Here is a 20,088-nt window from a genome sequence, read left to right as displayed (position 1 = left end):
GACCTGATACTGCAATCTTTGCAGTGAGGCAAACCGGACGACGATCTTCGTCGGTGGCGCAAAGGCCTGAAACAGGCTCTCAGCAGGGTGCTAACCTTATTGTGGCTATGCCACCTTGGCAAATGACAATTCGTTATCGCACCGATAAGCGGGTGATAAAACCGCATTTTTGTCACTTTCTGAGCAATTAATCTACCGGACTGATGGTTTTTTGATCAACCAGGATCGCATCAGCCTCTTCCTGCATGTGAATAAAAGGCTCGAGAATAGTGTTTCCCCGCACTTCCGCCTCAATGACGTGCAAAAAGGTGTAGGCGCCGAGTAGCTTGCGGGCCAGGAAGATAAACTCCTTGGGTGGCACGTCAAAGTGCACCGACAAGGCATTGCGGCTGGCCCGATTCATGATGCGATTCGGCAGATCGCTGTTGCCCCAGCAGTATTCCCCTTTGTCATTGAGTACTTCTGCCGGGGGTGGGTAGCGGTCCGGGTCCTGCAGCACTTCAATGGCTTCAAAGCACAGCGAACAGAAATCATCCAGCAGCCGGCGCGGGGCGCCACGAGACAGAAAATCCAGGGCGTTGAGGGCACGGACCAGGCGGTCGCCGTCGTGATGGAAAGAGGCACGAATCATTTCCCGGCCCGGACCCAGCACCTCGTTATCAAAGTCCCGAATGGCGCCGAAATCCAGTAGCACAATCTGGTCGTTCTCTGGGCTATCACCAAAACGCAGCAGATAGTTACCGAAATTCGGGTCGGTCTGCATCTTGTTCCATTCGAACACTTCCCGACAGCACAGCTCCATAATAGCGCGACCGATAAAGTTGCGGCGCTCCTGGGACAGCTTCAGCACGGACGGGTCGGTGACGCTGATGCCACGCTCGAACGTCATGCACATGATGTTGTGGCTGGAGTACTCCGTGACGATTTCCGGCACCACAAAACGGGTATCTTCGGCCAGCACCTGTCGAAAATGGCGGGTGGTGTGGGCTTCCAGATCGTAATCCACTTCCCGCTGGAGCATTTCGCGCACTTCATCGAGCCACAGATTGAATTGCTCGGTCATCGGTACCAGCCGGCTAAGCTTGAGCAGGCGAACGAGGGCGCGCATATCCGAATCAATGGCATCCGCAACGCCGGGGTACTGGATCTTGAGCACCAGCTCCTTGCCGTCGGATTTGCGAATCGCCTTGTGAACCTGAGCCAGGGAGGCAGCTCCCAGCGGAGTCTCCTCGATCTCAAGCTCCGCCATTTTGACCTCGCCAAGCTCTCGCTTGAGGTGGCGCTCAATGGACGGCCACTCCAGGGCGGTGGTCTGGTTTTCCAGCGTATGCAGCGCCGTGGTCACTTCTTCGGGCAGGAAATGCTCGCCGAACAGGGCCATCATCTGGCCGATCTTGACCACAGAGCCCTTGAGCCTGCCCAGTTCATCCACCAGCTCCTGGGCACGGGCGGACAGGTTCTCCTTGCGGCGAGCCTCACGCTGGTCTTTTGGGGTAAAGATGGACCCGGCACTGGCGGTCGCATACTTGGCACCAGCCAGAAATCCGGCTTTGGCCATGGAAAAGCGTCGCTCTACCGAGCCGGTCTTAACCCGTTTTACGGTTTTTCGTGTCATAGTCGCGAAGAAACTCCATTTGCCATCCTTAACGCCGGTGGCATTCTAGCCGGTATTGGATATCGGGTCATTGGCTGCACCGAAAGTCACTGTTTGATTTTGTCTGTATCTCGGGAGGTAAGTCAGCATGGGAAGAACCTGGGTGTTGTTGCGGGGCCTGGTTCGTGAGCAGAGACACTGGGAGGACTTTCCTGAACAGTTTCAGGCCAGTGTGCCACAGGATCGGGTGGTAACGGTGGATTTGCCCGGAAATGGCCACTTCTGTGAAGAGAAAAGCCCCACTCGGATTGCTGCCATGGTAGTCCATCTACGCGACCAGTTGACCGCGCAGGGGCATCAGGGCCCCTATCACCTGGTCGCTTTATCACTGGGAGCGATGGTGGCTGTGCAATGGTTGTGTCAGGCCCCCCGTGAAGTGGCCTTTGCGGGCCTGATCAATACTAGTGCCAGCCGTTACAGCCCGTTCTGGCGTCGCTTGCGCCCGGCCAATTACCGGCTCCTGCTCAGCGATGCGGTGTTCAGTCGTAACCGGGTACGCAAGGAAACCGCGATTCTGGAAATTACCTCCAATCTGCGCGAGCCGGCGTTTCTGCATCAGCTTGCAGAAACCTGGGCGGAATATGCGCGCGAACAACCCGTATCGCTGCGTAACAGCCTGAGACAGCTACTTGCTGCCATGCGTTTTCGCGCCCCGGCCGCTTTACCGGAAAGCGTTCCAGTGCTGATCATCAATGGGGCAGGGGACCGTCTGGTCAGCCCGGCCTGCTCGCTGGCTCTTTCGCAGGCCTGGGACCTACCCATCAAATGCCACCCCCAGGCAGGCCATGACCTGCCTCTGGATGCGCCTCAATGGCTGATCAACACCCTTATCGAAGGGGTAACAGATTTCACTGTTTAGTGTGTTGACCGTATAGCCTTGGCAGCCTAGCGTTATCCCAGAACTCATGAGTTCCGAGATAACAACAATGGCGAGGTAATGATGGCAACACCGCAGGAACTGATCCGCTTCGAGCGAGGCCCGCAGAGTCCCCGCGAACGGGTCTGGTGGGATCGCTATTCCCATGAACGTCTGAATGCCTGGCGGCAGGTGCAGGACCCGCTGGCAGATCGCTGTGCTGCGCAAATCACATTCACCCGGCCTTCCGGGCTGCTCGACGAGGTAGAAAAACGGGCCAGGGAAGAGGGTGGGGATTTTCAGGCCTTTCTAGACCACTGCCATACGGTGCCATCCTGGGTGGATTTCGACGCCATGGAGCTGGGTCGGCGCATGTACCGACGCAATGGCGCACTGCAGGGTCTGGTGCTGATGTGTTCAAGCCTTGTGGAGGGTTACGCGCACAACAAGCCCTCCCAGGTACTGGTGGCCACCGGTCGCCTGCAGAAAGACGTTTCCCGCAGAATTTACGAAACCGGACAGATGCTCCACAACATCGTCGGCGACGACGGTATCCGGCCGGGTGGCCTGGGGCACCGCACGCTGATGGAAGTGCGCCTGCTACACGCGGCAGTTCGCCAGTTTCTTGCCCGGAATCCCCGGTGGGACAATGCCAAATACGACCTGCCAATCAATCAGGAAGACATGGCCGGCACCATCCTGGAGTTCGATTTCATGGTGGTCAGGGGGCTCAAGCGTCTTGGCCTGCAGATCAGTCGGCATGAGCATGAATCCATGCACTATTTCTGGCGTTATGCGGGTTACCTGCTCGGAGTCGACGAGGCACTGCTGACAACCACCCTGGAAGAGCAGGAAATCCTCGCCATGCAGTTGACCTCTCATCTGTACGAGCCCACTGCGGACAGCGAGTCCCTCGCCAAGGCGCTATTGCGCGACATGGCCGGCAAGCCGCCATTCAATTTGTCCTATGAGGTATTGCTGGGCTTCAGCCGCTATCTTATCGGTGACAAGGTGGCGGATGATCTCAGCATCAACAGCAGTGTTCCGGCCGCCACAGCAGTGCGAGTGGTAAAGACCGCTGTCAGTGCCGCCAGTTTCGGTGTGCGGTTTCTGCCAGACCCGGCCAAGCGAGCCCTGGAAAACCTGAATCACCAACTGGGCCGGCGAACACTGAAAGCCGGGCTGGGGGACAACCCGGCTCGCTGGGGCTTCAAGGCTCTGGCCTGAAAAATAAAAAAAACCGGCGAAAGCCGGTTTTTTATTACAGCAGCCAAGATCAGCCCTGCCGGGCCACCTGGTTCTCTCGTATCAGGCTCATGTAATCCACCAGGATCTCCCCGGTTTCCCGTACGTAGGGATCTTCGTCGATGGACTCCTCATCACTTTCCGGGTCCAGCGCCCGCTGCTCCTCCAGATCACGCAGTTCCTTGATGCTGCCCAGCGGCTCTTCATCGCGGGATTTGCGGCGACTGTTCTCAATGGCAAGGCGTTCGCTATCCAGCGCTTTCTGTGTTGCGGTGCGACTCTTCTCATTCAGTGACAGCTCAACCCGGTTTCGATTTTCCTCAAGAAGCCTGCGCAGGGACTCCACGTAGATGAACTCCGGGTCCTTATCAATGCGGCTGGAGTGCTTTTCACGCAGCTGAGGCAGGTAGGGAACAATATCACTCACCCGCTGGTATTTAGCCGAGTTGATTTCATCCCAGGGCAGGGCGTTGGGCAGGGAGCTTTCCCCCACCTCATCCTTGTCGATCAGCGAAGGCATATCCACGTCCGGTACGATGCCCAGATTCTGGTTACTGGAGCCGGAGACCCGATAAAACTTGGCATTGGTCATCTTCAATTTGCCGTGATTCAGATCCAGCAGGGTCTGTACCGTGCCTTTGCCGTAGGTCTGGTCACCGACAATCAGGGCGCGGCCATAATCCTGCATGGCACCGGCAAAAATCTCCGAGGCGGAAGCACTGAAGCGGTTGACCATCACCGCCATGGGGCCGGCATACAGCACTCCGGGAAACTTGTCGCCTTCGATACTGACGCGGCCACTGGACTCGCGCACCTGCACAGTGGGGCCCCGATTGATAAACAGGCTGACCAGCTTGTTAACTTCCAGCAGGGAGCCGCCACCATTGTTGCGCAGATCAATTACCAGGCCGTCGATGTTTTCCTTGCGTAATTCCACCAACAGTTTGGCCACATCACTGGTGGTGCTGGTGTAGTTGGGGTCACCCCGGTGGAAGGCGGCAAAATCCAGGTAAAACGCCGGAATTTCGATAATGCCCAGTTTCATGGTTTCGCCATCACGCTCAATGGTGATCACATCCTTCTTGGCGGCCTGTTCCTCCAGCACCACCTTGTTGCGCTCGATGGTGATAGTGCGGGTGTCGTGCTCGCTGGCACTGCCGGCAGGGATGATCTCCAGATTGACTTTGGTCCCCTTGGGGCCACGGATCTGATCCACCACTTCATCCAGGCGCAGGCCGATTACCGGCTCCGGTGCTTCGCCATCCTGAGAAACCCCGACGATCCGATCCGCCGGTTTCAACTGGCCGCTTTTGGCGGCAGGGCCGCCAGGAACCAGACGTACCACCTTGGTATAACCGTCTTCGTATTGCAGCACTGCCCCGATACCTTCCAGGGAGCGGCTCATGCTGATGTCGAAATTTTCCGAGTTATGCGGTGTGAAGTAGTTGGTATGCGGATCAAAGGTCTGTGTCAGGGCATTGATATAGACCTGAAACACATCCTCCGGGGTGTTCTGGTTAATTCGTTTGAGCTGGCTTTCATAGCGCCGAGTCAGACGGGTACGAATGTCGTCCAATGAGCTGTCATTGAGCCGCATGGAAAGCACTGCATTTTTCAGCTGGCGTTGCCAGATGGTGTCCAGCGCCGCCTCGTCCGCTGCCCAGGGCGCTTCACCCCGATCCACCAGCACGGTTTCCTCATCATCGAAGGTCAATGATTCCAGATCGTTCTCGATGGTGTCCAGCAGCTTCTCCAATCGGGTTTCCAGGCGTTCCTGGAAACGATTAAAGATGGTGTAACCGGCTTCCAGCTGGCCATCGCTTAGCTGGTCATCAAGCTTGTTGCGGTAACGCTCGAATTCGCGAATGTCGCTGGCCAGGAAATACTGGCGATTGGGGTCCAGGTCCTCGAGATAGCTGTCCAGCACCTGGCTGGACAAGGAGTTGTCGAACTCCAACCGCCGATAGTGGTGCTTCAAGTTGGCAGCAATTTCCGCAGCGGCATCCAGCTGGTCGCTGGTGGGTTTCAGGTCACCCTGAACCTCCGGCTCGGAACGAAGGCCACTCACTCCCTGAATGGCGCCCCCCAGCAGGACCAGTGCCAGTGCCAGAGGGAAGAACTTACGAACTAGTGACATGCTGTTTCTCAAACGGTTTACCTGCAGTATAGACGACGGCCCGAAAGCGGTCATTCGCGGTTGAATTTCTCTAAAACCTGTAGACTACCGTGAAAGCGCGAAGTTGCACCGTCATAAAAGTCGCCAAATTACGGATTTTCAACAAATTACCACGACCCTAGCGTACGGGGGATGCTTTGCACAGACTGTTCAGCCTGTTTTTCCTTGCGGGTATCGCCGGAGCGGTGACCCAGCTCATTGGTGGTGACATGGCGGCGCCGGGGCGTTTGATCAATGCCCTTTGGTCGGCGGCCGACCTGGCCGTTGAGGTCAGCCTGGGCCTGATCGGGGTACTGGCACTGTGGAGCGGGCTATTCAAGATGGCCGAGGCCAGCAATCTGGCCGCACGGTTGTCGTCCTGGGTGGAGCCGGTTCTGGCCCGCTTGATGCCGGGGGTTCGGCGCACTCCTGAAGCATCCGCACCGGTTTCCATGAACCTGGCCGCTAACATGCTGGGCCTGGACAATGCCGCCACACCGCTTGGACTCAAGGCCATGGAGCGCCTGCAGCAGGGTAATCCGCAGCCGACACGGGCCACGGATAGTCAGATCATGTTCCTGGTGCTCAACACCTCGTCAGTGACCCTGGTGCCGGTGACAGTGCTGATGTTCCGGGCCCAGCAGGGCGCCAGTGACCCGGCTGCTGTCTACCTGCCTTTGCTGATGGCCACCACGGTATCCACCCTGGTGGGCATTCTGGTCACCGCCCGGGTCCAGCGTATATCTCTGCGCGATCCGTTGTTGCTGGTGGTGGCCGGTATCTGGCTGGCCATGCTGGCCGCGCTGGGGACCATTGTTTGGCTGGCGCCCACGGAGCTCGCCAACACGCTGTCGAGCTTGCTTGGCAATGGCATTCTGTTGCTGGTGCTGAGTGCTTTCTTTGTTGCTGCCTGGCGGGGTGGGGTAGATAGCTACGACACCTTTGTGGAGGGCGCCAAGGAGGGCTTCACCCTGGCGGTGCGGCTGATCCCCTACCTGGTGGCCATGCTGGCGGCCATTGCCATGTTGCGAGCGGGCGGGGTGCTGGACCTGTTCCTGGACGGCATTCGTTTCGGGGCCGCCGCTATTGGCTGGGACACCCGCTTTGTGGACGCACTCCCGGTGGCGTTCCTTAAACCGCTGAGCGGCTCCGGGGCCCGGGCAGCCATGGTGGATGTGATGCAGACTCAGGGTGTGGATTCCCTGGCCGCGCGTATGGCTGCAGTGATGCAGGGCTCCACGGAAACCACCTTCTATGTGCTCGCGGTGTACTTCGGCAGCGTGGGGATCCGTGATTTCCGCTATGCCTTATGGTGTGGTCTGGCAGCGGATGCGGCGGGACTGATCGCCGCCATTCTGCTCAGTTACGCGTTCTGGGGCTGATGCCGCTGAAGATTCTGCGAAACGTCAGGTTGAGACGCTCACCCTGAACCCGTTGTCGCCGCGGTAGCGCATGCTGGAATTGCTGCTGCACCTGCGGGCTCATGAGCAGCAGGCTGTTATCCGGTAGTGCCAGCGAGAAACACTGGCGGCCTCCACCACGGGGGCGAAACACGAAATCCCTTTCTGCCCCCAGGCTGTAAGAGGCAATCCAGGGCTCGGGGCCAAGCTCGGGTTCGTCGTCACTGTGATAGCCCATGCAATCCTTGCCGTTGCGATAGCGATTGGCCAGCACCGAGTTAAACGGGTGCCCGCACAGTTCGCTCACGGTATCGCGCACCGGCTTCAACACGTCCGGCCAGCCATCCGCCATATGTTGGTGACCGGAGTAGCGATAGGGAATGCCCGCATCGCCATGCCAGGCCGTGAGCCGTGGTACGGTATGATAACGACCAAATACCTGAATCCGTGGCTGCTGCCAGTCCAGTGCCGCATTCAGATCTGCTTGTAATAGCCGGTGCTGTGCAGCGGGCAGGGCATGGTGCCAAAGCCATAACCTGGCCTGACCGGCCAGGGTAATCGCTTCCGGCATTTTCTGGCCGGCTGCGGACCCGGAATCGTTGACAGTCATAAGCTCCGTGCTATATCAAATTGCTGCCGGTATCTTGCCGGCGATGGTGATCAGGGAAACATCATGCTGCATATCTTCCGCATCGAAAACGGTGTTCTGCGTGAAAAGGACACGGAAAGCATCCTGCCCACTCTGGCTGATGATGCCAGCTGGATCGATCTGGTGGACTCGGAGGAAAACGAACGCGAGCTGGTGCAACAGTTTCTGGAAGCGGAACTGCCGGCCTCTGATGACATGGAAGAAATCGAAGCGTCCGCCCGTTTCTTCAGCGATGAGCAGGGGCTGCATGTCCACTCCCTGTTTCTGTTTCAGTCCGAGGGTCGCGCTCGTACGTCCACGGTGGCGTTTGTCGTCCAGGAAGGTCGTCTGCTGTCATTCCGGGATTCCCGGTTGCCTGATTTCCGGCTACTGCGACTGCGCGTACGCCGAGGTTGGGTAAAGGCAAAGCAGCCGATAGATATCCTCTTGAGTATTCTCGAGCAAAAAGTGGAAAACCTGGCTGATGCCCTCGAGGATGTGCACCGTGACCTGGAACAAGTGGGGTACAGCGTGCTGGAGGAGGAGAACGGAGAGTTGGAAGACGATATTGAAAAACTGGCCCGGCTGGAGGATACCAACGGCAAGATTCGCCTTTGCCTGATGGATACCCAGCGTTCCATTTCCTTTATTCAGCGCTATGTCCGCACCGACAAGGTTCGCCGTCGCACCTGTGCCGAGGTGCAGCATGACCTGGACACCTTGATGTCACACACCACCTTCCTGTTCGACAAGATCAACTTTTTGATGGATGCGGCACAGGGGTTCATCAATATCCAGCAGAACCAGATCATCAAGATCTTTTCCATCGCCGCGGTGGTGTTCCTGCCGCCCACCATGATTGCCAGTATCTACGGCATGAACTTCGAGATCATGCCGGAGCTGGACATGGTTTATGGCTATCCCATGGCAATATGCCTGATGCTGCTATCCGGCATGACGCCTTACTGGTTTTTCAAGCGTAAAGGGTGGCTGTGAAGGGCAGTTAACGGTGCATAGTTAACCGCGAAAACCGCCTTCGGCTGAGCTCCTGTAGGAGCATCGCTTGAGATGCGAAGAGGGCGGAGCGAGAAGCGAGTCACGAAAATCAAAATCGTAGCGCCGGTTTGTTTTTCGCCTTTCGAAACTCGCTTCTCGTAACTCGCCTCGCTGGCGCAATCAGGTTTTGTGCCAGCCTTGATCGGTTTCTTCGGCTTTGCCGTCTTCGGCCAGCTTGATCAGGTGGGCCTGCAGAGAAAATTGGGCTACACCGTGCAGGAATTCCGGCACGTCGTCATAGACCACCTTCACCAACTCTGCCAGGGTTTGCGGGTCACCGGAGAGGGCGTCCAGCACCTTGTCTTCGCGTTTCTGTCGATGCGCCAGTGTATGGGTCAGGGTTTCTTCCGGGTCGCTGATCAGATCGCCATGACCAGGAGCCATCCGTGTTATGCCGCGCTGCTGCAGTTTGCGTAGCGAAGCAAAGTAGGCCTGCATGGAACCGGAGGGAGGAGCGATCACTACGGTGGAGCCCTGGATCAGGTGATCGCCGGTAAACAGCATGCCATCATCACTGAGGTAGCACAGGTGGTTGCCCACATGGCCCGGGGTTTCAATTACCTGTAGCGAAACGCCGCCGCAATCCACTCGGTCTCCCTCGGCCAACAGACGGTCTGCCTGCCAGCTCTCGTCTTGCAGGCCGTCATCGGGTACCGAGGGGCCCAGACAACGAGCCCCGGTGGCTGCCACCAATGCCAGAGCGCCTGGGGAATGGTCTCGATGGGTATGGGTGACCACCACCTGGTCGATGGGTTTTCCCAGGGTGCGGGCAGCCTGCAGCAGAGCCTGCAGATGCTCCTGATCCTCGGGGCCGGGATCAATGACCGTCAGGCTATCCTTGCCAAACAGATAACTGTTGGTGCCAGGCCCGGTCATCATGCCCGGGTTGCGCGCCAGAACCCGCCAGGCATGATCGCCAATCGGGGTGAGCTGGCCGGGAATCAGTGATGCCATAATGACTCCTGGGAATTTGAAGGCCGCATTGTGACGATTCACCCTGCAGGATGCCAGTCTACGACTGCGGGTAGGCCAGCTTGTCGATCGCTTCCAGTTCCCAGCGATCCACCGGGGTGTCTTCTTTCGGATGACGACTGACAACTGCAAAGGGGTAATCCTGACCAGCGGGCAGGTACATTTGCACATCAATGGTCTGCTGGTAGATCACAGTGCAGTCATTCTCCGCCTTCGGGCAGGACAGGGCGCGGGCCTGAAGCGTTACCGCTGCCACATTCATTTCACTGCGGTTGGCCAGGTTGCCGGTCAGGCGCACGCCGGATTCAGAGGCAAGGAATTCTTTCAGCGTTACCTCGATCCCATCAGGGGGAAGCCGCACCTGATCGTCACGGCCGCCTTGCCAGACACCGATGCCGAGTACCATGAGGCCGGCCAGTACCAGGCTCAGCACCAGATAAAACGGTCGACGCCCCCATTGCCAGCTACCCCAGAGCAGAACGGTAACCGCGATAATGACAGTCAATACCAGTAATAGGCGCATTTATTCTCCAGAATTGCAGACCTCGCTCCCCCTGATTCATATAATCCCGGGAGTCATATGTAAAGGAGTAGGCCATGCTGATTGTTGTATCGCCAGCAAAAACCCTGGATTACGAGAGCGAATTGCCAACGCTGAAAACCACCCAGCCCCGATTGCTGGATGATAGCGATGTGTTGATCGAGCGGGCACGCCAGCTTTCTCCGGCGGATGTCAGCAGCCTGATGGGTGTCAGTGACAAGATCGCGCACTTGAATGTGGAGCGGTTTGCCCAGTGGCAGCGACCCTTCAACAAGAAGAATGCCAGGCCCGCGGCGTTTGCCTTCAAGGGCGATGTGTATACCGGCCTGGAAATCGACACCTTCACGGACAACCAGCTCAAGGAGGCCCAGACGTCCTTCCGAATGCTGTCAGGACTGTATGGCGTGCTACGCCCGCTGGACCTGATGCAACCATACCGCCTGGAAATGGGTACCAAACTGGATACCCCACGCGGCAAGGATCTCTATACGTTCTGGGGCGACATTATCACTGAACAGCTCAACAAGGATATGAAAGCGGCGAAAACCGACGTGCTCGTCAATCTGGCATCCAATGAGTATTTCAAGTCGGTGAACAAGAAAGGGATCAATGGCCGCATCATTGAACCGGTCTTCCAGGATGAGAAAAACGGCAAGTACAAGGTGATCAGCTTTTACGCCAAGAAGGCCCGTGGCCTGATGGCGGCGTGGATTATCAAGAAGGGCATCAAGGACCCGGCCAAACTGAAGAATTTCGATGTGGCGGGTTATTGCTTTGCTTCGGATCTGTCGACCCCGGACAAGCCGGTGTTTCGTCGGGCCGAGCAGTAGACCTGGTGAAGGAGCGCCACTGGGGCGCTCCTGAAACGGGGTCAGTCTCTGTCTTCAAACTCGCTGCGGGCGGCAAGCAAGCCGGTTTTCAAACCATCCCAGGCCAGTTCCACGCCGGCTTTGATGTCATCCCAGGCATCTTCGCCGTGAGACTCCAGTTTTTCCAGTTTGGCTTCCAGCTCGTCGCGACGATCCTGAATCTCCGCAATTTTTTGCTTCGCGTCGCTACGCCACTCTTCACGCTTGTCCCCCAACCGGGCGGTCAGGCGATCCAGCTGATAATCCCAGTCTTCCAGTTTCTGGCGAATGTTGTCGGCAAAGTCTTTCTTGTCTGTCATTACGTTATGCTCCTGATCAGGCTTGCCAGGGACTCTGGAAACCTTGGGGTTTGATGACCAGCACATCCGTGCTGGCACGGGTAATCACGGATTCTGCTGTGGCGCCCAGTAACAGCCTTTCCGGCAGGTTACGATGCACGGTGCCTACCACCAGTACGTCCATATCATGTTCGTCACAGTATTTCGCCAGGGTCGGCGCCACCGGGCCGGTCAGCACTGTCATCTGGTCCGGCCCCAGGCCGTGGGCGGCACCAAATGCCTGAAAGCGATCACGGTAAAACTGGCGCACCTTTTCCATGCCGCCGCTGTAATCGGGAATCGCTTCGCCCACCAGCAGAATCAGGCTGTCGTCCATTTCATCAAGCACATGAGTAGCGCGCAGGGTGCCACCAAGATTGCCGGCAAAATGATTTGCCGCACCGAGCACGTTAACCGCCAGGGCATCCTGGGGCTGCTCTTCTGTACCCGGGTCCAGGGCGGCCAGAACTCTCGGTGCATGGGGCCACTGACGGCCATGAACACACAGCACCGGGCAGGGCGCCTTGCGAATCAATTGCCAGTCCCGCGGGGTGAAAAGATGCCGGCGCAGGCCGCTTTCTTCACTGGTATGCACAACCACCATGGCGGGTTGCAGGTCGAGGATGCTCTCACGCAATGCGGCCATGCTGTCTTTGTGCCACAGAATGGAAAGCTGACAGCGCTCCCTATCGGTTAATTCACTGATCCTGTTTTGCCAGGCTTTGTGAATCTGTGCGCGGGCGGCGTCCTGTCGTTCATGGTCAACGCCAACGGCGCGAACCATAGCGGAGGAATAGGCATTGACCAGAACATGCAGTGGCGCCTTGGTGGAATCCGCCACCTGTCTGGCTTTGTATAGCGCAGGCTGGGGAGCCTTCAGATCACTGTCGAGAATGGCCAGTACCGGGGCGGTCACAGGCTTACTTCCAGACTCTGCTCTCCACAAAGGCTTCGCCGATTTAGGATCTCCACTTCACGTCCCTCCACGCGTAACCAGCCATTTTGCTGGAAGCGGGTAAAGATACGGCTGACAGTCTCCACCGCCAGGCCCAGATAATTGGCGATGTCATAGCGCGACATGGGAAGACGGAATGCCCGCTCGCTAAGCCCTCGGCGTTGGTGACGTGCTGACATGGATATCAACAGGGATGCCACCCGGTCATCCGCATTTTTCTTGCTGAGCAGCATATGCAGCTCACGGTCTGAGCGAATTTCGTTACTCATCAGGCTGAAGAAATGGTGCTGCAGCGACGGGATGCGCTGGGACAGCATTTCCAGTTTGGAGAATGGGATCTCGCACACCGTGGCGGTTTCCAGTGCCTTGGCGTTGGACATGTGGTGGGCGGTGCTAATGCCATCCATGCCAAGCACTTCACCGGGGAGATAAAAGCCGGTGACCTGCTCGTCGCCTTCATCGCTGAGCACATAAGTTTTCAAGGCGCCGGAGCGGACCGCGTAGACCGCCTGAAACTCGTCGGCGGCGCGAAACAGATGTTCGCCGCGTTTCAGGGGTCGGCCCCGATGAATGATGCGATCCAGCTCGTCGAGCTGTGTCGGCGCCACTGCCAGTGGAAGGCAGACAGGGCTGAGACTGCAATCATTGCAGGAAACATGTTGAGACACGGTGTGACTCCGGTTGATGGCTGCGTAATGCAAATTTCACCTTACAGTATAGGGTAGGGTGAACAACAAGCGAATATAGTTCAAATGATGCGACTGAAGCGATTTTGGGCCTCGTTCTGGGTATAGCGATCAAAAGGCATCACCAGGGCCCGGCTTACCAGCCGGCCCTGCTCGGTGATCACCAGCCGCTGCTTGTCCACGCGCACCAGCCCCTGATCCTCAAACTCCACCCAGGAAGCCAGGGCATCCACAAAGTAGTCAGGGAAATTGATTTGCCACTGCTCACTGAACAGATTCATGTCCACGTACAGGTCGCACAACAGGCGCATGATAAGGTCGCGGCGCATCTGGTCATCGCGATCCAGGAGATAACCCTGTTCAATGGTGGACTGGTGCTGATCAATGGCATCCGACCAATGACTTAATGATTTCATGTTCTGCGCGTAAAGATTGCCGATCTGGCTGATGGCACTGACCCCAAAGCCCAGCAAATCCGCATCCCCGTGGAGGGTGTATCCCTGAAAATTGCGGTGCAGAAGCCCGTTGCGCTGAGCCACGGCAATCTCGTCGCTTTCCAGAGCAAAGTGATCCATGCCGATAAAGGTATAGCCGGCATCCTGGAGGATGCGCCCGGCACGGACGAACATGGACAGCTTTTCTTCCGGGCTGGGCAAGGCCATATCCGGTATCTGCCGCTGAATTTTGAAGCGCGCCGGCAGATGGGCGTAGTTGTACAGCGAAATTCGCTCGGGCCGAAGGTCTGCAATCTGCTCGATGGTGCGGGCCAGACTGGATTCCGACTGCCAGGGGAGGCCGTAAATCAGATCGGTGTTAATGGATTTGAAACCGAAATCCCGCGCCCAGCCCATGGTCTGACGAATCATTTCATAGGGCTGGACCCGATTGACCGCCTGCTGCACACGCAAATCCAGGTCCTGAACCCCGAGGCTGATACGATTGAAGCCCAGGCCACGAAGCAGCCCCAGACGAGCCTGGTCCACGGTGCGTGGATCAATCTCGATGGCATAGTCGCCACGGTCATCTTCACGCAGGGTGAAGTGTCTGGCCATGTAATAGACCAGTTCGGTGATCTGGGCATCACTTAGAAAGGTGGGGGTGCCGCCACCCCAGTGAATCTGGGTGACCGGCCTTTGCCTGTCTACCTGTTCGGCGCGCAGGCCGATTTCCTGCTTCAGACGTTTCAGGTATTCCGCCGCTCTGCCACGGTTGGCGGTGACAACCCGATTGCAGGCGCAGTAATAGCAGACGGTGCTGCAGAACGGAATGTGCATATACAGCGACAACGGCCGGCGAGCGGCATTGCCAGCATCAATGGCCTCGGCATAATCCGACTCACTGACTTCCTCGTGAAACTGGGGAGCAGGCGGGTAAGACGTGTAGCGCGGTCCGGGACCGCCATGCCGGCTGATCAATGTTTTGTCCCAGGTAGCCACACCCGCTCTCCAGTTAAGTGATTTACTCCATTATTGCGGGCCCTGAATTGACTGTGTTGACCTGGATCAAGTCTCGGGCTGATGGTGGTGGCTGTGTTTGCCTGAATCGGCAGGACCAGGGTGAACGTGATGGGGCATCTGGCTCATGGACCAGGCCTGCCAGAAGAATGCCAGCGCCAGCAGAAACGTCAGTGATGCCGCCACCTTTGGCCAGATGCCGTTGCGAAAATGCTGCAGCCGGGAGGCGATCACACCGGTAATGGCCACGGGGATGATGGTTACTATACCGAAGACCAGCATCACCAATGCACCAGCCGGTGCGCTGCCGGCCGTAACGGCAAGGGCCAGGGCGGTATAAATCAGGCCACAGGGCAGCAGGCCCCATAGTCCGCCCAGCGCCAGCGCCTTTAGCGGGCGATCTACCGGGAGTAGCCGCCGGGTCAGGGGCTGTAATCGGCGCCACAGCCCGGCACCAATACCTTCCAGTTTTTTTAGCCACACGCCTTGCCCGAGCAGATAACCACTGAGCAGCAACATCAGAACGCCGGACAGGGCTAGCCCAATGGCCATGGAGGGGCCAGGCAGCCAATCCAGCAACGCCTTGCCCAGCATCCCTGCAAGGCTACCAAGCACCATATAGGTCGAGACCCGGCCGATGCCGAAGAGTAGCTGCCAGCCCCACAGGGACTTACCCTGGCGGCGCGATTCTGGAATCGAGAAGGTGAGCGCGCTGCTGATGCCGCCACACATGCCGATACAGTGAACACTGCCGGCAGACGCCAGCAGAAGAGCACTGGCAAGCAGAGTCAGCAGGGATTCCGGGCTCTCTGGCATCATGAGTCCCGCTCGTTGTCGTGATCTGCAGCCTCTTTACTCGTAGGGAGGCCTTTGCGCTGTTCACGATCTTCGAACACCACCCGCCAAGAGGCATTATCCAGATCATCAAACTGATCCTTGCGCAGGGCCCAGAACAGGGCCCAGATCGCCCCGGCAAGAAACAGCAGTGCCAGAGGGATCAGCAGGAGGACGATTTCCATCGGGTAACTCGCGTTGCGTTGAGGGTGACTAGCAGTGAACTGGCAGACATGCCGATGGCCGCAGCCCAGGGCGGAATCCACCCGGCCACGGCAAAGGGCACCGCCAACAGATTATAGAGCAGGGCCCAGGTGAGATTCTGGCGAATGGTGCGCTGGCAACGCCTGGCAAGTGCAGGCAAAGCCGGTATCGCCTGCAGATTGTCCTTGAGCAGATACAATCCTGCTGCCCGCTGGGCCAGGCTGGTGGCGTTGGCGGTGGCCACGGATACGTCCGCCGCCAGCATGGCCTCCGCATCATTGATGCCGTCACCCACCATCATTTGCGTCGTGGTCGTCTGCAGCTCCTTGAGCCAGCGGGTCTTGTCAGCGGGCTTCATGCCGGCACGCCATTCCTCCAGCGATAATTCCCTGGCCACCGGCCCGGCAGCGGCATCGTTGTCGCCGGTTGCCATGCGTACAGCCAACCCTTGCTGGCGAAGAGCCCGTGTTACCGCAGCACTCTCCTCGCGAATGCTGTCCTGCAACCACAAATACAACTGCACGGCGCCGTCACGGCTCAGTTGCAGGCAGGTTGTACCGGGGCGAGCCTGTTGCGGTGCGCCACTGATGCGCCATTGCTGGCCCTGAAGGTTGCCGGTAATACCATTTCCATCCGGCAGGATGTCTGTCATTTGCGGGTTGCGCGCAATGTCGCGAAAGGCCTGGGCCAGCGGGTGAGGGTTGTTCCATTCCAGAGCGGAAACAATGGCAAGCAGATCGGCCTTTTGCCCTTCACCGGCAACCTGGGTGTCTACCAACGAGAAACGTCCCAGAGTCAGCGTCCCGGTTTTATCAAAGAGCACCCCGCCGATATGGGGTAATCGCAGCAGCTGGCGAGGCGATGCCACCAGCACTCCTTCGCGCAGGGCGGTACCCAGGGTCGCCGAAAGAGTCAGAGGTACAGCCAGCGCCAGCGCGCATGGGCAGGTGATCACCAGTACCGCCAGGGTGTGGTCAAAAGCCTCGCCGGGCCCGGCCGGCCAGTGCCAAAGCAACGTAAAGGCAGCCAGCAGAAGAACCGCAGCGGTAAAAAGTGGGGCGATGCGGTGCCAGTCACGGATCACATCCAGCCGCTCGCGGCTGGCCAGCTCCACCTGTTCAGCGATTCGGGCAATCTGACTGTGGTCTGCGGCGCACTCTGCCTGCAGCGTGATTGAGCCTTCCTGCAGGCGGGCTCCGGCCACCAGGCAAGAATGGAGCCCCCGGCTTATCGGCACAGATTCACCGGTCAGTGCCGCTTCATCGAAGGTGCCCTGGCCGTCGATGATACGGCCATCCACCGGTACCACATCACCCTGAATCAGCAGCAATCGGTCGCCGGCTGCCACCTGCCTGAGACTGACCCATTGCGCCTGATCACCACTGAGACGGCGAACCGCACGGGGCAGGGTATCGCCAAGCCTCGCATAGCCCGCATTAATAGCCTGGCGCTGACGGTGTTCCAGCCAGCGGCTGATCAACAGGAAGAAAACGAACATGGCGGCGGAATCGAAGTACACGTGGCTGCCGCCGGTGAACATGGCTACCAGGCTGCCGCCCCAGGCCAGGAAAAGAGCCAGGGCGATGGGGGTGTCCATGGTCAGATTGCGATTGCGCAACCCACGCCATGCGCCTTGAAAGAAGGGCCAGCCAGCATAAAAGACCACCGGGGTGGCGACAAAAAAGCTGGCCAGGCGGAAGACCCACTCGTAAACCGCATCCGAACCATCAAAGACGCCGATATACAACGCCATGGAATACATCATGGCCTGCATGGCGCCCAGTCCGGCCAGTATCAGCCTGCCCAGCAGGCGCTTGTGCTCGCGGCGATTGGCTGCGGTGGCGGCAGGATCACCGGGCAGGCTAACGCCATAACCCAGTTGCTGGATGCGGCGGGCGGTTTCCCGGGCTTGCGGTGCCCCCTGGTAGTCCACTGTCAGTGTCATGCCCGCCAGATTGACACTGGCGCGACTGACACCAGGCTGTGTGGACAGGGCTTTTTCGATTAACCAGCTGCAGGCCGCACAGGTCAGTCCGCTCAGTTGCAGCTGCAGGCGTTCGCCGTCAGGCAGCGACGCACAGTGTGGCGCAAGCAGGTCGGGGATCTCGAACAGAGCCAGGTCCAGTTCTGCCCGGCGTGCATCCGGTGCCGGGGCTTCGTCCTGTCGAATCCGGTAATAGTCATCCAGCCCCATGCCGTAAATGGTCTCGATGGCGGCAGCACATCCCGGGCAGCAGGCATCACGGCTTCCCTCCGGGGTGCGGGCGGTGAAAGCACCAGACGGGGCAGGCTGCCCGCAGTGCCAGCAGGGTGGGGTGAGGCTCTGATTCATGGCTTGGTAGCGTAACCCAGGCGCACCGTACCGTCTTCAATGCTGCCACTTTGGTAAAGACGCCAGTGCCCCTCAGGGGTAGAGGCGGTAGCGATAAAACGGCCCATTGAGGGGAGAGCTCCGTCGCCACGAAAAACGCCATTGCCCTGGTGATGGAGTGTCAGCAACACATCCTTTTCCTTGAGGGTGGGGTGTCGCAGCGCCACGGTAATCAATTCTGGCGCAGGGATTCCGGCATCGCTGGTCAGCCTTGCCTGAACACCGGCGCCCACCTGGGACAGCACCAGGCCAATGCCCAGTCGCGCGGCAATCTGTTCCTGTTCCGCGGAGCGGTTAATTCCACGGCCCTCCTTGTACCACTCGTCGACCACCGGGCTGTCTGCATTGATGACGGCAATATACAGGGTGGTCAGGCCGGCAATCACTGAACTGGCCGGCAGCAGAATGGCCAGCCAGAGCAGCGGGTATCGATACCAGGGGCGATCATCGACGTGGGGTGATGAAACGGGATTCATGCTGTTTCTCCAGGTCCGGGTCGTTCAGTGACCTTACTGAAAACCAGATGGTGGATGACTGCATTTCCACCTCATAGGGGTCATAACTTACCGTCACCGGCAATGACAGGTGCTGCCCGGGCTGGATAGTAAACTCAGTGCGGTTTTCCATGCGCAGCCCCTCAGGGCCTTCCAGACTCAGTGTATAACGATGGGCATCCTGGCCCTTGTTGAGAATTTCCAGGCGATAGACGTTCTCCACGCGGCCGCTGCTGGCAACCCGGAAAAGCTGATTGCGATCGCGCAGAACATCCACCTGCAAGGGCACACGGTTATAGAGCGTGGCCATAAACAGGGTAGCCATGGCCAGCAGGACAATGCCATAACCGATCAACCGGGGACGCAGCACCCGGGATTCCTTCCCTTCCAGCGCATTCTCGGTGGTGTAGCGGATCAAGCCCCTGGGCTTGTCGATGTGATCCATGACATCGTCGCAGGCATCAATACAGGCCGCGCAGGTAATACATTCGTATTGGAGCCCATCGCGAATATCAATGCCTGTAGGGCAGACCTGAACACACAGTCCACAGTCAATGCAGTCGCCTTTTTCGACAGCCTGCGGCTCCTGATTGCGTTTCTTGCTACCCCGGCCACGGGGTTCGCCACGATCTTCGTCATAGGAAACGATGAGCGTTTCACGATCGAACATGACGCTCTGGAAACGGGCATAGGGGCACATATACAGGCACACCTGCTCGCGCATGAAACCGGCGTTCATATAAGTGGCAACGGTAAAGAAACCTACCCAGAACAATTCCCAGCCACCCCATTCAACACTGAAGATACGAACAGTCAGATCCGTAATCGGTGAAAAATAGCCGACAAAAGTGAGGCCGGTAAGAAAGGCCAGCGCCAACCACAGCACATGTTTACTGCCGCGCCGTAGCAACTTACTCATGGACCAGGGCGCCTCGTCCATCTTCATTCGACTATGCCGGTCACCTTCAAAAAGTTGTTCTATCCACTGGAAAAAGCGGGTCCAGGTAGTCTGGGGACATACATACCCACAATAGACTCGCCCGGCCAGAACCGTGAAAAAAAACAAGGCGAACGCAGCAATGATCAGCGCCCAGGAAAGAAACAGGAAATCCTGCGGCCAGAGAGTCAGGCCAAAAATATGGAACTGCCGGTTCGGCAGATCAAAGAGAACAGCTTGCTGTCCATCCCAGCGAATCCAGGGTAGGGCAAGATAAAGCCCCATGGTGCTGATGATGCTGAAATCGCGAATGCGCTGGAAACGGCCACTGATGGATTTCACCTGGATCCGTTTACGCTTGGCATAGAGGCTAATGGGGCCCTGTGCTTCCGGGCTGTCATCAACGGTTTTAATGCGGTCGCGCTCACTCATTACGCACCTCGAAGACTGCTGGCGTGAT

19 protein-coding genes are annotated in these 20,088 nt (G+C 58.1%); 5 read left to right on the top strand and 14 right to left on the bottom strand.

Annotation, left to right across the window (positions count from 1 at the left end; all coding sequences use genetic code 11):
- Positions 1 to 187 precede the first annotated feature (187 nt).
- Positions 188 to 1,615, bottom strand: coding sequence for an ABC1 kinase family protein (locus ACMG4M_RS09360; RefSeq protein WP_414429860.1), 1,428 nt, complete (start codon positions 1,613 to 1,615; stop codon positions 188 to 190).
- Positions 1,616 to 1,742: 127 nt separating this feature from the next.
- On the opposite strand from ACMG4M_RS09360, the gene ACMG4M_RS09355 reads away from it, so the two are divergent.
- Positions 1,743 to 2,513 (top strand): alpha/beta fold hydrolase, encoded by a 771-nt coding sequence (locus ACMG4M_RS09355; RefSeq protein ID WP_414429859.1) that lies wholly within the window; start codon positions 1,743 to 1,745, stop codon positions 2,511 to 2,513.
- 78 nt (positions 2,514 to 2,591) lie between these two features.
- Complete coding sequence (locus ACMG4M_RS09350; RefSeq protein WP_414429858.1) at positions 2,592 to 3,737, top strand: oxygenase MpaB family protein; 1,146 nt, start codon at positions 2,592 to 2,594, stop codon at positions 3,735 to 3,737.
- A gap of 49 nt (positions 3,738 to 3,786) precedes the next feature.
- On the opposite strand, the gene ACMG4M_RS09345 is transcribed toward ACMG4M_RS09350, so the two are convergent.
- A complete protein-coding gene (locus ACMG4M_RS09345) occupies positions 3,787 to 5,892 on the bottom strand; it encodes a carboxy terminal-processing peptidase (RefSeq protein WP_272961791.1) in 2,106 nt (701 codons plus the stop codon).
- A 176-nt stretch (positions 5,893 to 6,068) separates the two neighbouring features.
- On the opposite strand from ACMG4M_RS09345, the gene ACMG4M_RS09340 reads away from it, so the two are divergent.
- Positions 6,069 to 7,292, top strand: coding sequence for a nucleoside recognition domain-containing protein (locus tag ACMG4M_RS09340; protein ID WP_035244432.1), 1,224 nt, complete (start codon positions 6,069 to 6,071; stop codon positions 7,290 to 7,292).
- Here ACMG4M_RS09340 and ACMG4M_RS09335 read toward each other — a convergent pair.
- Positions 7,270 to 7,920 carry an alpha-ketoglutarate-dependent dioxygenase AlkB family protein gene (locus ACMG4M_RS09335; RefSeq protein ID WP_414429857.1) on the bottom strand — a complete coding sequence of 217 codons (651 nt, stop codon included), beginning with the start codon at positions 7,918 to 7,920 and terminating at the stop codon, positions 7,270 to 7,272. The two genes, ACMG4M_RS09340 and ACMG4M_RS09335, sit on opposite strands and share 23 nt — an antisense overlap.
- 63 nt (positions 7,921 to 7,983) lie before the next feature.
- Here ACMG4M_RS09335 and corA point away from each other — a divergent pair, with 63 nt between their 5' ends.
- Positions 7,984 to 8,934, top strand: coding sequence for a magnesium/cobalt transporter CorA (corA, locus tag ACMG4M_RS09330; RefSeq protein WP_272961794.1), 951 nt, complete (start codon positions 7,984 to 7,986; stop codon positions 8,932 to 8,934).
- Positions 8,935 to 9,114: 180 nt separating this feature from the next.
- On the opposite strand, the gene ACMG4M_RS09325 is transcribed toward corA, so the two are convergent.
- Positions 9,115 to 9,948, bottom strand: coding sequence for an MBL fold metallo-hydrolase (locus ACMG4M_RS09325; RefSeq protein WP_414429856.1), 834 nt, complete (start codon positions 9,946 to 9,948; stop codon positions 9,115 to 9,117).
- A gap of 58 nt (positions 9,949 to 10,006) precedes the next feature.
- Positions 10,007 to 10,489, bottom strand: a complete 483-nt coding sequence (locus ACMG4M_RS09320; RefSeq protein ID WP_035244426.1) for a hypothetical protein — start codon at positions 10,487 to 10,489, stop codon at positions 10,007 to 10,009.
- A gap of 74 nt (positions 10,490 to 10,563) precedes the next feature.
- On the opposite strand from ACMG4M_RS09320, the gene yaaA reads away from it, so the two are divergent.
- Entirely contained in the window at positions 10,564 to 11,337 is a 774-nt protein-coding gene (gene yaaA / locus ACMG4M_RS09315) for a peroxide stress protein YaaA (protein WP_035244424.1), read from the top strand.
- A 41-nt stretch (positions 11,338 to 11,378) separates the two neighbouring features.
- Here yaaA and ACMG4M_RS09310 read toward each other — a convergent pair whose 3' ends face one another.
- From ACMG4M_RS09310 to ccoG, 9 genes are all read right to left on the bottom strand, one after another.
- A complete protein-coding gene (locus ACMG4M_RS09310; protein WP_035244422.1) occupies positions 11,379 to 11,675 on the bottom strand; it encodes a hypothetical protein in 297 nt (98 codons plus the stop codon).
- A gap of 16 nt (positions 11,676 to 11,691) precedes the next feature.
- Positions 11,692 to 12,609 carry a universal stress protein gene (locus ACMG4M_RS09305; RefSeq protein ID WP_035244420.1) on the bottom strand — a complete coding sequence of 306 codons (918 nt, stop codon included), beginning with the start codon at positions 12,607 to 12,609 and terminating at the stop codon, positions 11,692 to 11,694.
- Entirely contained in the window at positions 12,606 to 13,316 is a 711-nt protein-coding gene (gene fnr, locus ACMG4M_RS09300) for a fumarate/nitrate reduction transcriptional regulator Fnr (protein WP_052042420.1), read from the bottom strand. The genes ACMG4M_RS09305 and fnr overlap by 4 nt, the downstream gene beginning before the upstream one ends.
- Before the next feature lie 80 nt (positions 13,317 to 13,396).
- Positions 13,397 to 14,770, bottom strand: coding sequence for an oxygen-independent coproporphyrinogen III oxidase (gene hemN / locus ACMG4M_RS09295; protein WP_414429855.1), 1,374 nt, complete (start codon positions 14,768 to 14,770; stop codon positions 13,397 to 13,399).
- A gap of 66 nt (positions 14,771 to 14,836) precedes the next feature.
- Positions 14,837 to 15,607, bottom strand: a complete 771-nt coding sequence (locus ACMG4M_RS09290) for a sulfite exporter TauE/SafE family protein (protein ID WP_232221951.1) — start codon at positions 15,605 to 15,607, stop codon at positions 14,837 to 14,839.
- Entirely contained in the window at positions 15,604 to 15,807 is a 204-nt protein-coding gene (gene ccoS / locus ACMG4M_RS09285; RefSeq protein ID WP_035244415.1) for a cbb3-type cytochrome oxidase assembly protein CcoS, read from the bottom strand. The genes ACMG4M_RS09290 and ccoS overlap by 4 nt, the downstream gene beginning before the upstream one ends.
- A complete protein-coding gene (locus ACMG4M_RS09280) occupies positions 15,786 to 18,158 on the bottom strand; it encodes a heavy metal translocating P-type ATPase (protein ID WP_035244413.1) in 2,373 nt (790 codons plus the stop codon). The genes ccoS and ACMG4M_RS09280 overlap by 22 nt, the downstream gene beginning before the upstream one ends.
- Positions 18,155 to 18,673, bottom strand: a complete 519-nt coding sequence (locus tag ACMG4M_RS09275) for a FixH family protein (protein WP_414429854.1) — start codon at positions 18,671 to 18,673, stop codon at positions 18,155 to 18,157. Before ACMG4M_RS09275 ends, ACMG4M_RS09280 begins: the two co-directional genes overlap by 4 nt.
- Positions 18,642 to 20,060 carry a cytochrome c oxidase accessory protein CcoG gene (gene ccoG / locus ACMG4M_RS09270; RefSeq protein ID WP_035244410.1) on the bottom strand — a complete coding sequence of 473 codons (1,419 nt, stop codon included), beginning with the start codon at positions 20,058 to 20,060 and terminating at the stop codon, positions 18,642 to 18,644. Before ccoG ends, ACMG4M_RS09275 begins: the two co-directional genes overlap by 32 nt.
- Positions 20,061 to 20,088: the final 28 nt, after the last annotated feature.

The organism is Alcanivorax sp. IL3, from assembly GCF_047495465.1.
Taxonomy (GTDB): domain Bacteria; phylum Pseudomonadota; class Gammaproteobacteria; order Pseudomonadales; family Alcanivoracaceae; genus Alcanivorax; species Alcanivorax jadensis.
Note: the sequence above shows the minus strand (reverse complement) of the source record. Positions and strands in the feature narration are given on the sequence as shown.

Excerpts from the sequence above, each read along its gene's own strand:
- ACMG4M_RS09345 (WP_272961791.1), bottom strand. The coding sequence starts at position 5,892 with ATGTCACTAGTTCGTAAGTTCTTCCCTCTGGCACTGGCACTGGTCCTG.
- ACMG4M_RS09350 (WP_414429858.1), top strand. The coding sequence starts at position 2,592 with ATGATGGCAACACCGCAGGAACTGATCCGCTTCGAGCGAGGCCCGCAG.
- ACMG4M_RS09360 (WP_414429860.1), bottom strand. The coding sequence starts at position 1,615 with ATGACACGAAAAACCGTAAAACGGGTTAAGACCGGCTCGGTAGAGCGA.
- ACMG4M_RS09355 (WP_414429859.1), top strand. The coding sequence starts at position 1,743 with ATGGGAAGAACCTGGGTGTTGTTGCGGGGCCTGGTTCGTGAGCAGAGA.
- ACMG4M_RS09320 (WP_035244426.1), bottom strand. The coding sequence starts at position 10,489 with ATGCGCCTATTACTGGTATTGACTGTCATTATCGCGGTTACCGTTCTG.
- ACMG4M_RS09275 (WP_414429854.1), bottom strand. The coding sequence starts at position 18,673 with ATGAATCCCGTTTCATCACCCCACGTCGATGATCGCCCCTGGTATCGA.
- corA (WP_272961794.1), top strand. The coding sequence starts at position 7,984 with ATGCTGCATATCTTCCGCATCGAAAACGGTGTTCTGCGTGAAAAGGAC.
- ACMG4M_RS09325 (WP_414429856.1), bottom strand. The coding sequence starts at position 9,948 with ATGGCATCACTGATTCCCGGCCAGCTCACCCCGATTGGCGATCATGCC.
- ACMG4M_RS09280 (WP_035244413.1), bottom strand. The coding sequence starts at position 18,158 with ATGAATCAGAGCCTCACCCCACCCTGCTGGCACTGCGGGCAGCCTGCC.
- ccoG (WP_035244410.1), bottom strand. The coding sequence starts at position 20,060 with ATGAGTGAGCGCGACCGCATTAAAACCGTTGATGACAGCCCGGAAGCA.
- ACMG4M_RS09310 (WP_035244422.1), bottom strand. The coding sequence starts at position 11,675 with ATGACAGACAAGAAAGACTTTGCCGACAACATTCGCCAGAAACTGGAA.
- ACMG4M_RS09290 (WP_232221951.1), bottom strand. The coding sequence starts at position 15,607 with ATGATGCCAGAGAGCCCGGAATCCCTGCTGACTCTGCTTGCCAGTGCT.
- yaaA (WP_035244424.1), top strand. The coding sequence starts at position 10,564 with ATGCTGATTGTTGTATCGCCAGCAAAAACCCTGGATTACGAGAGCGAA.
- ccoS (WP_035244415.1), bottom strand. The coding sequence starts at position 15,807 with ATGGAAATCGTCCTCCTGCTGATCCCTCTGGCACTGCTGTTTCTTGCC.
- ACMG4M_RS09335 (WP_414429857.1), bottom strand. The coding sequence starts at position 7,920 with ATGACTGTCAACGATTCCGGGTCCGCAGCCGGCCAGAAAATGCCGGAA.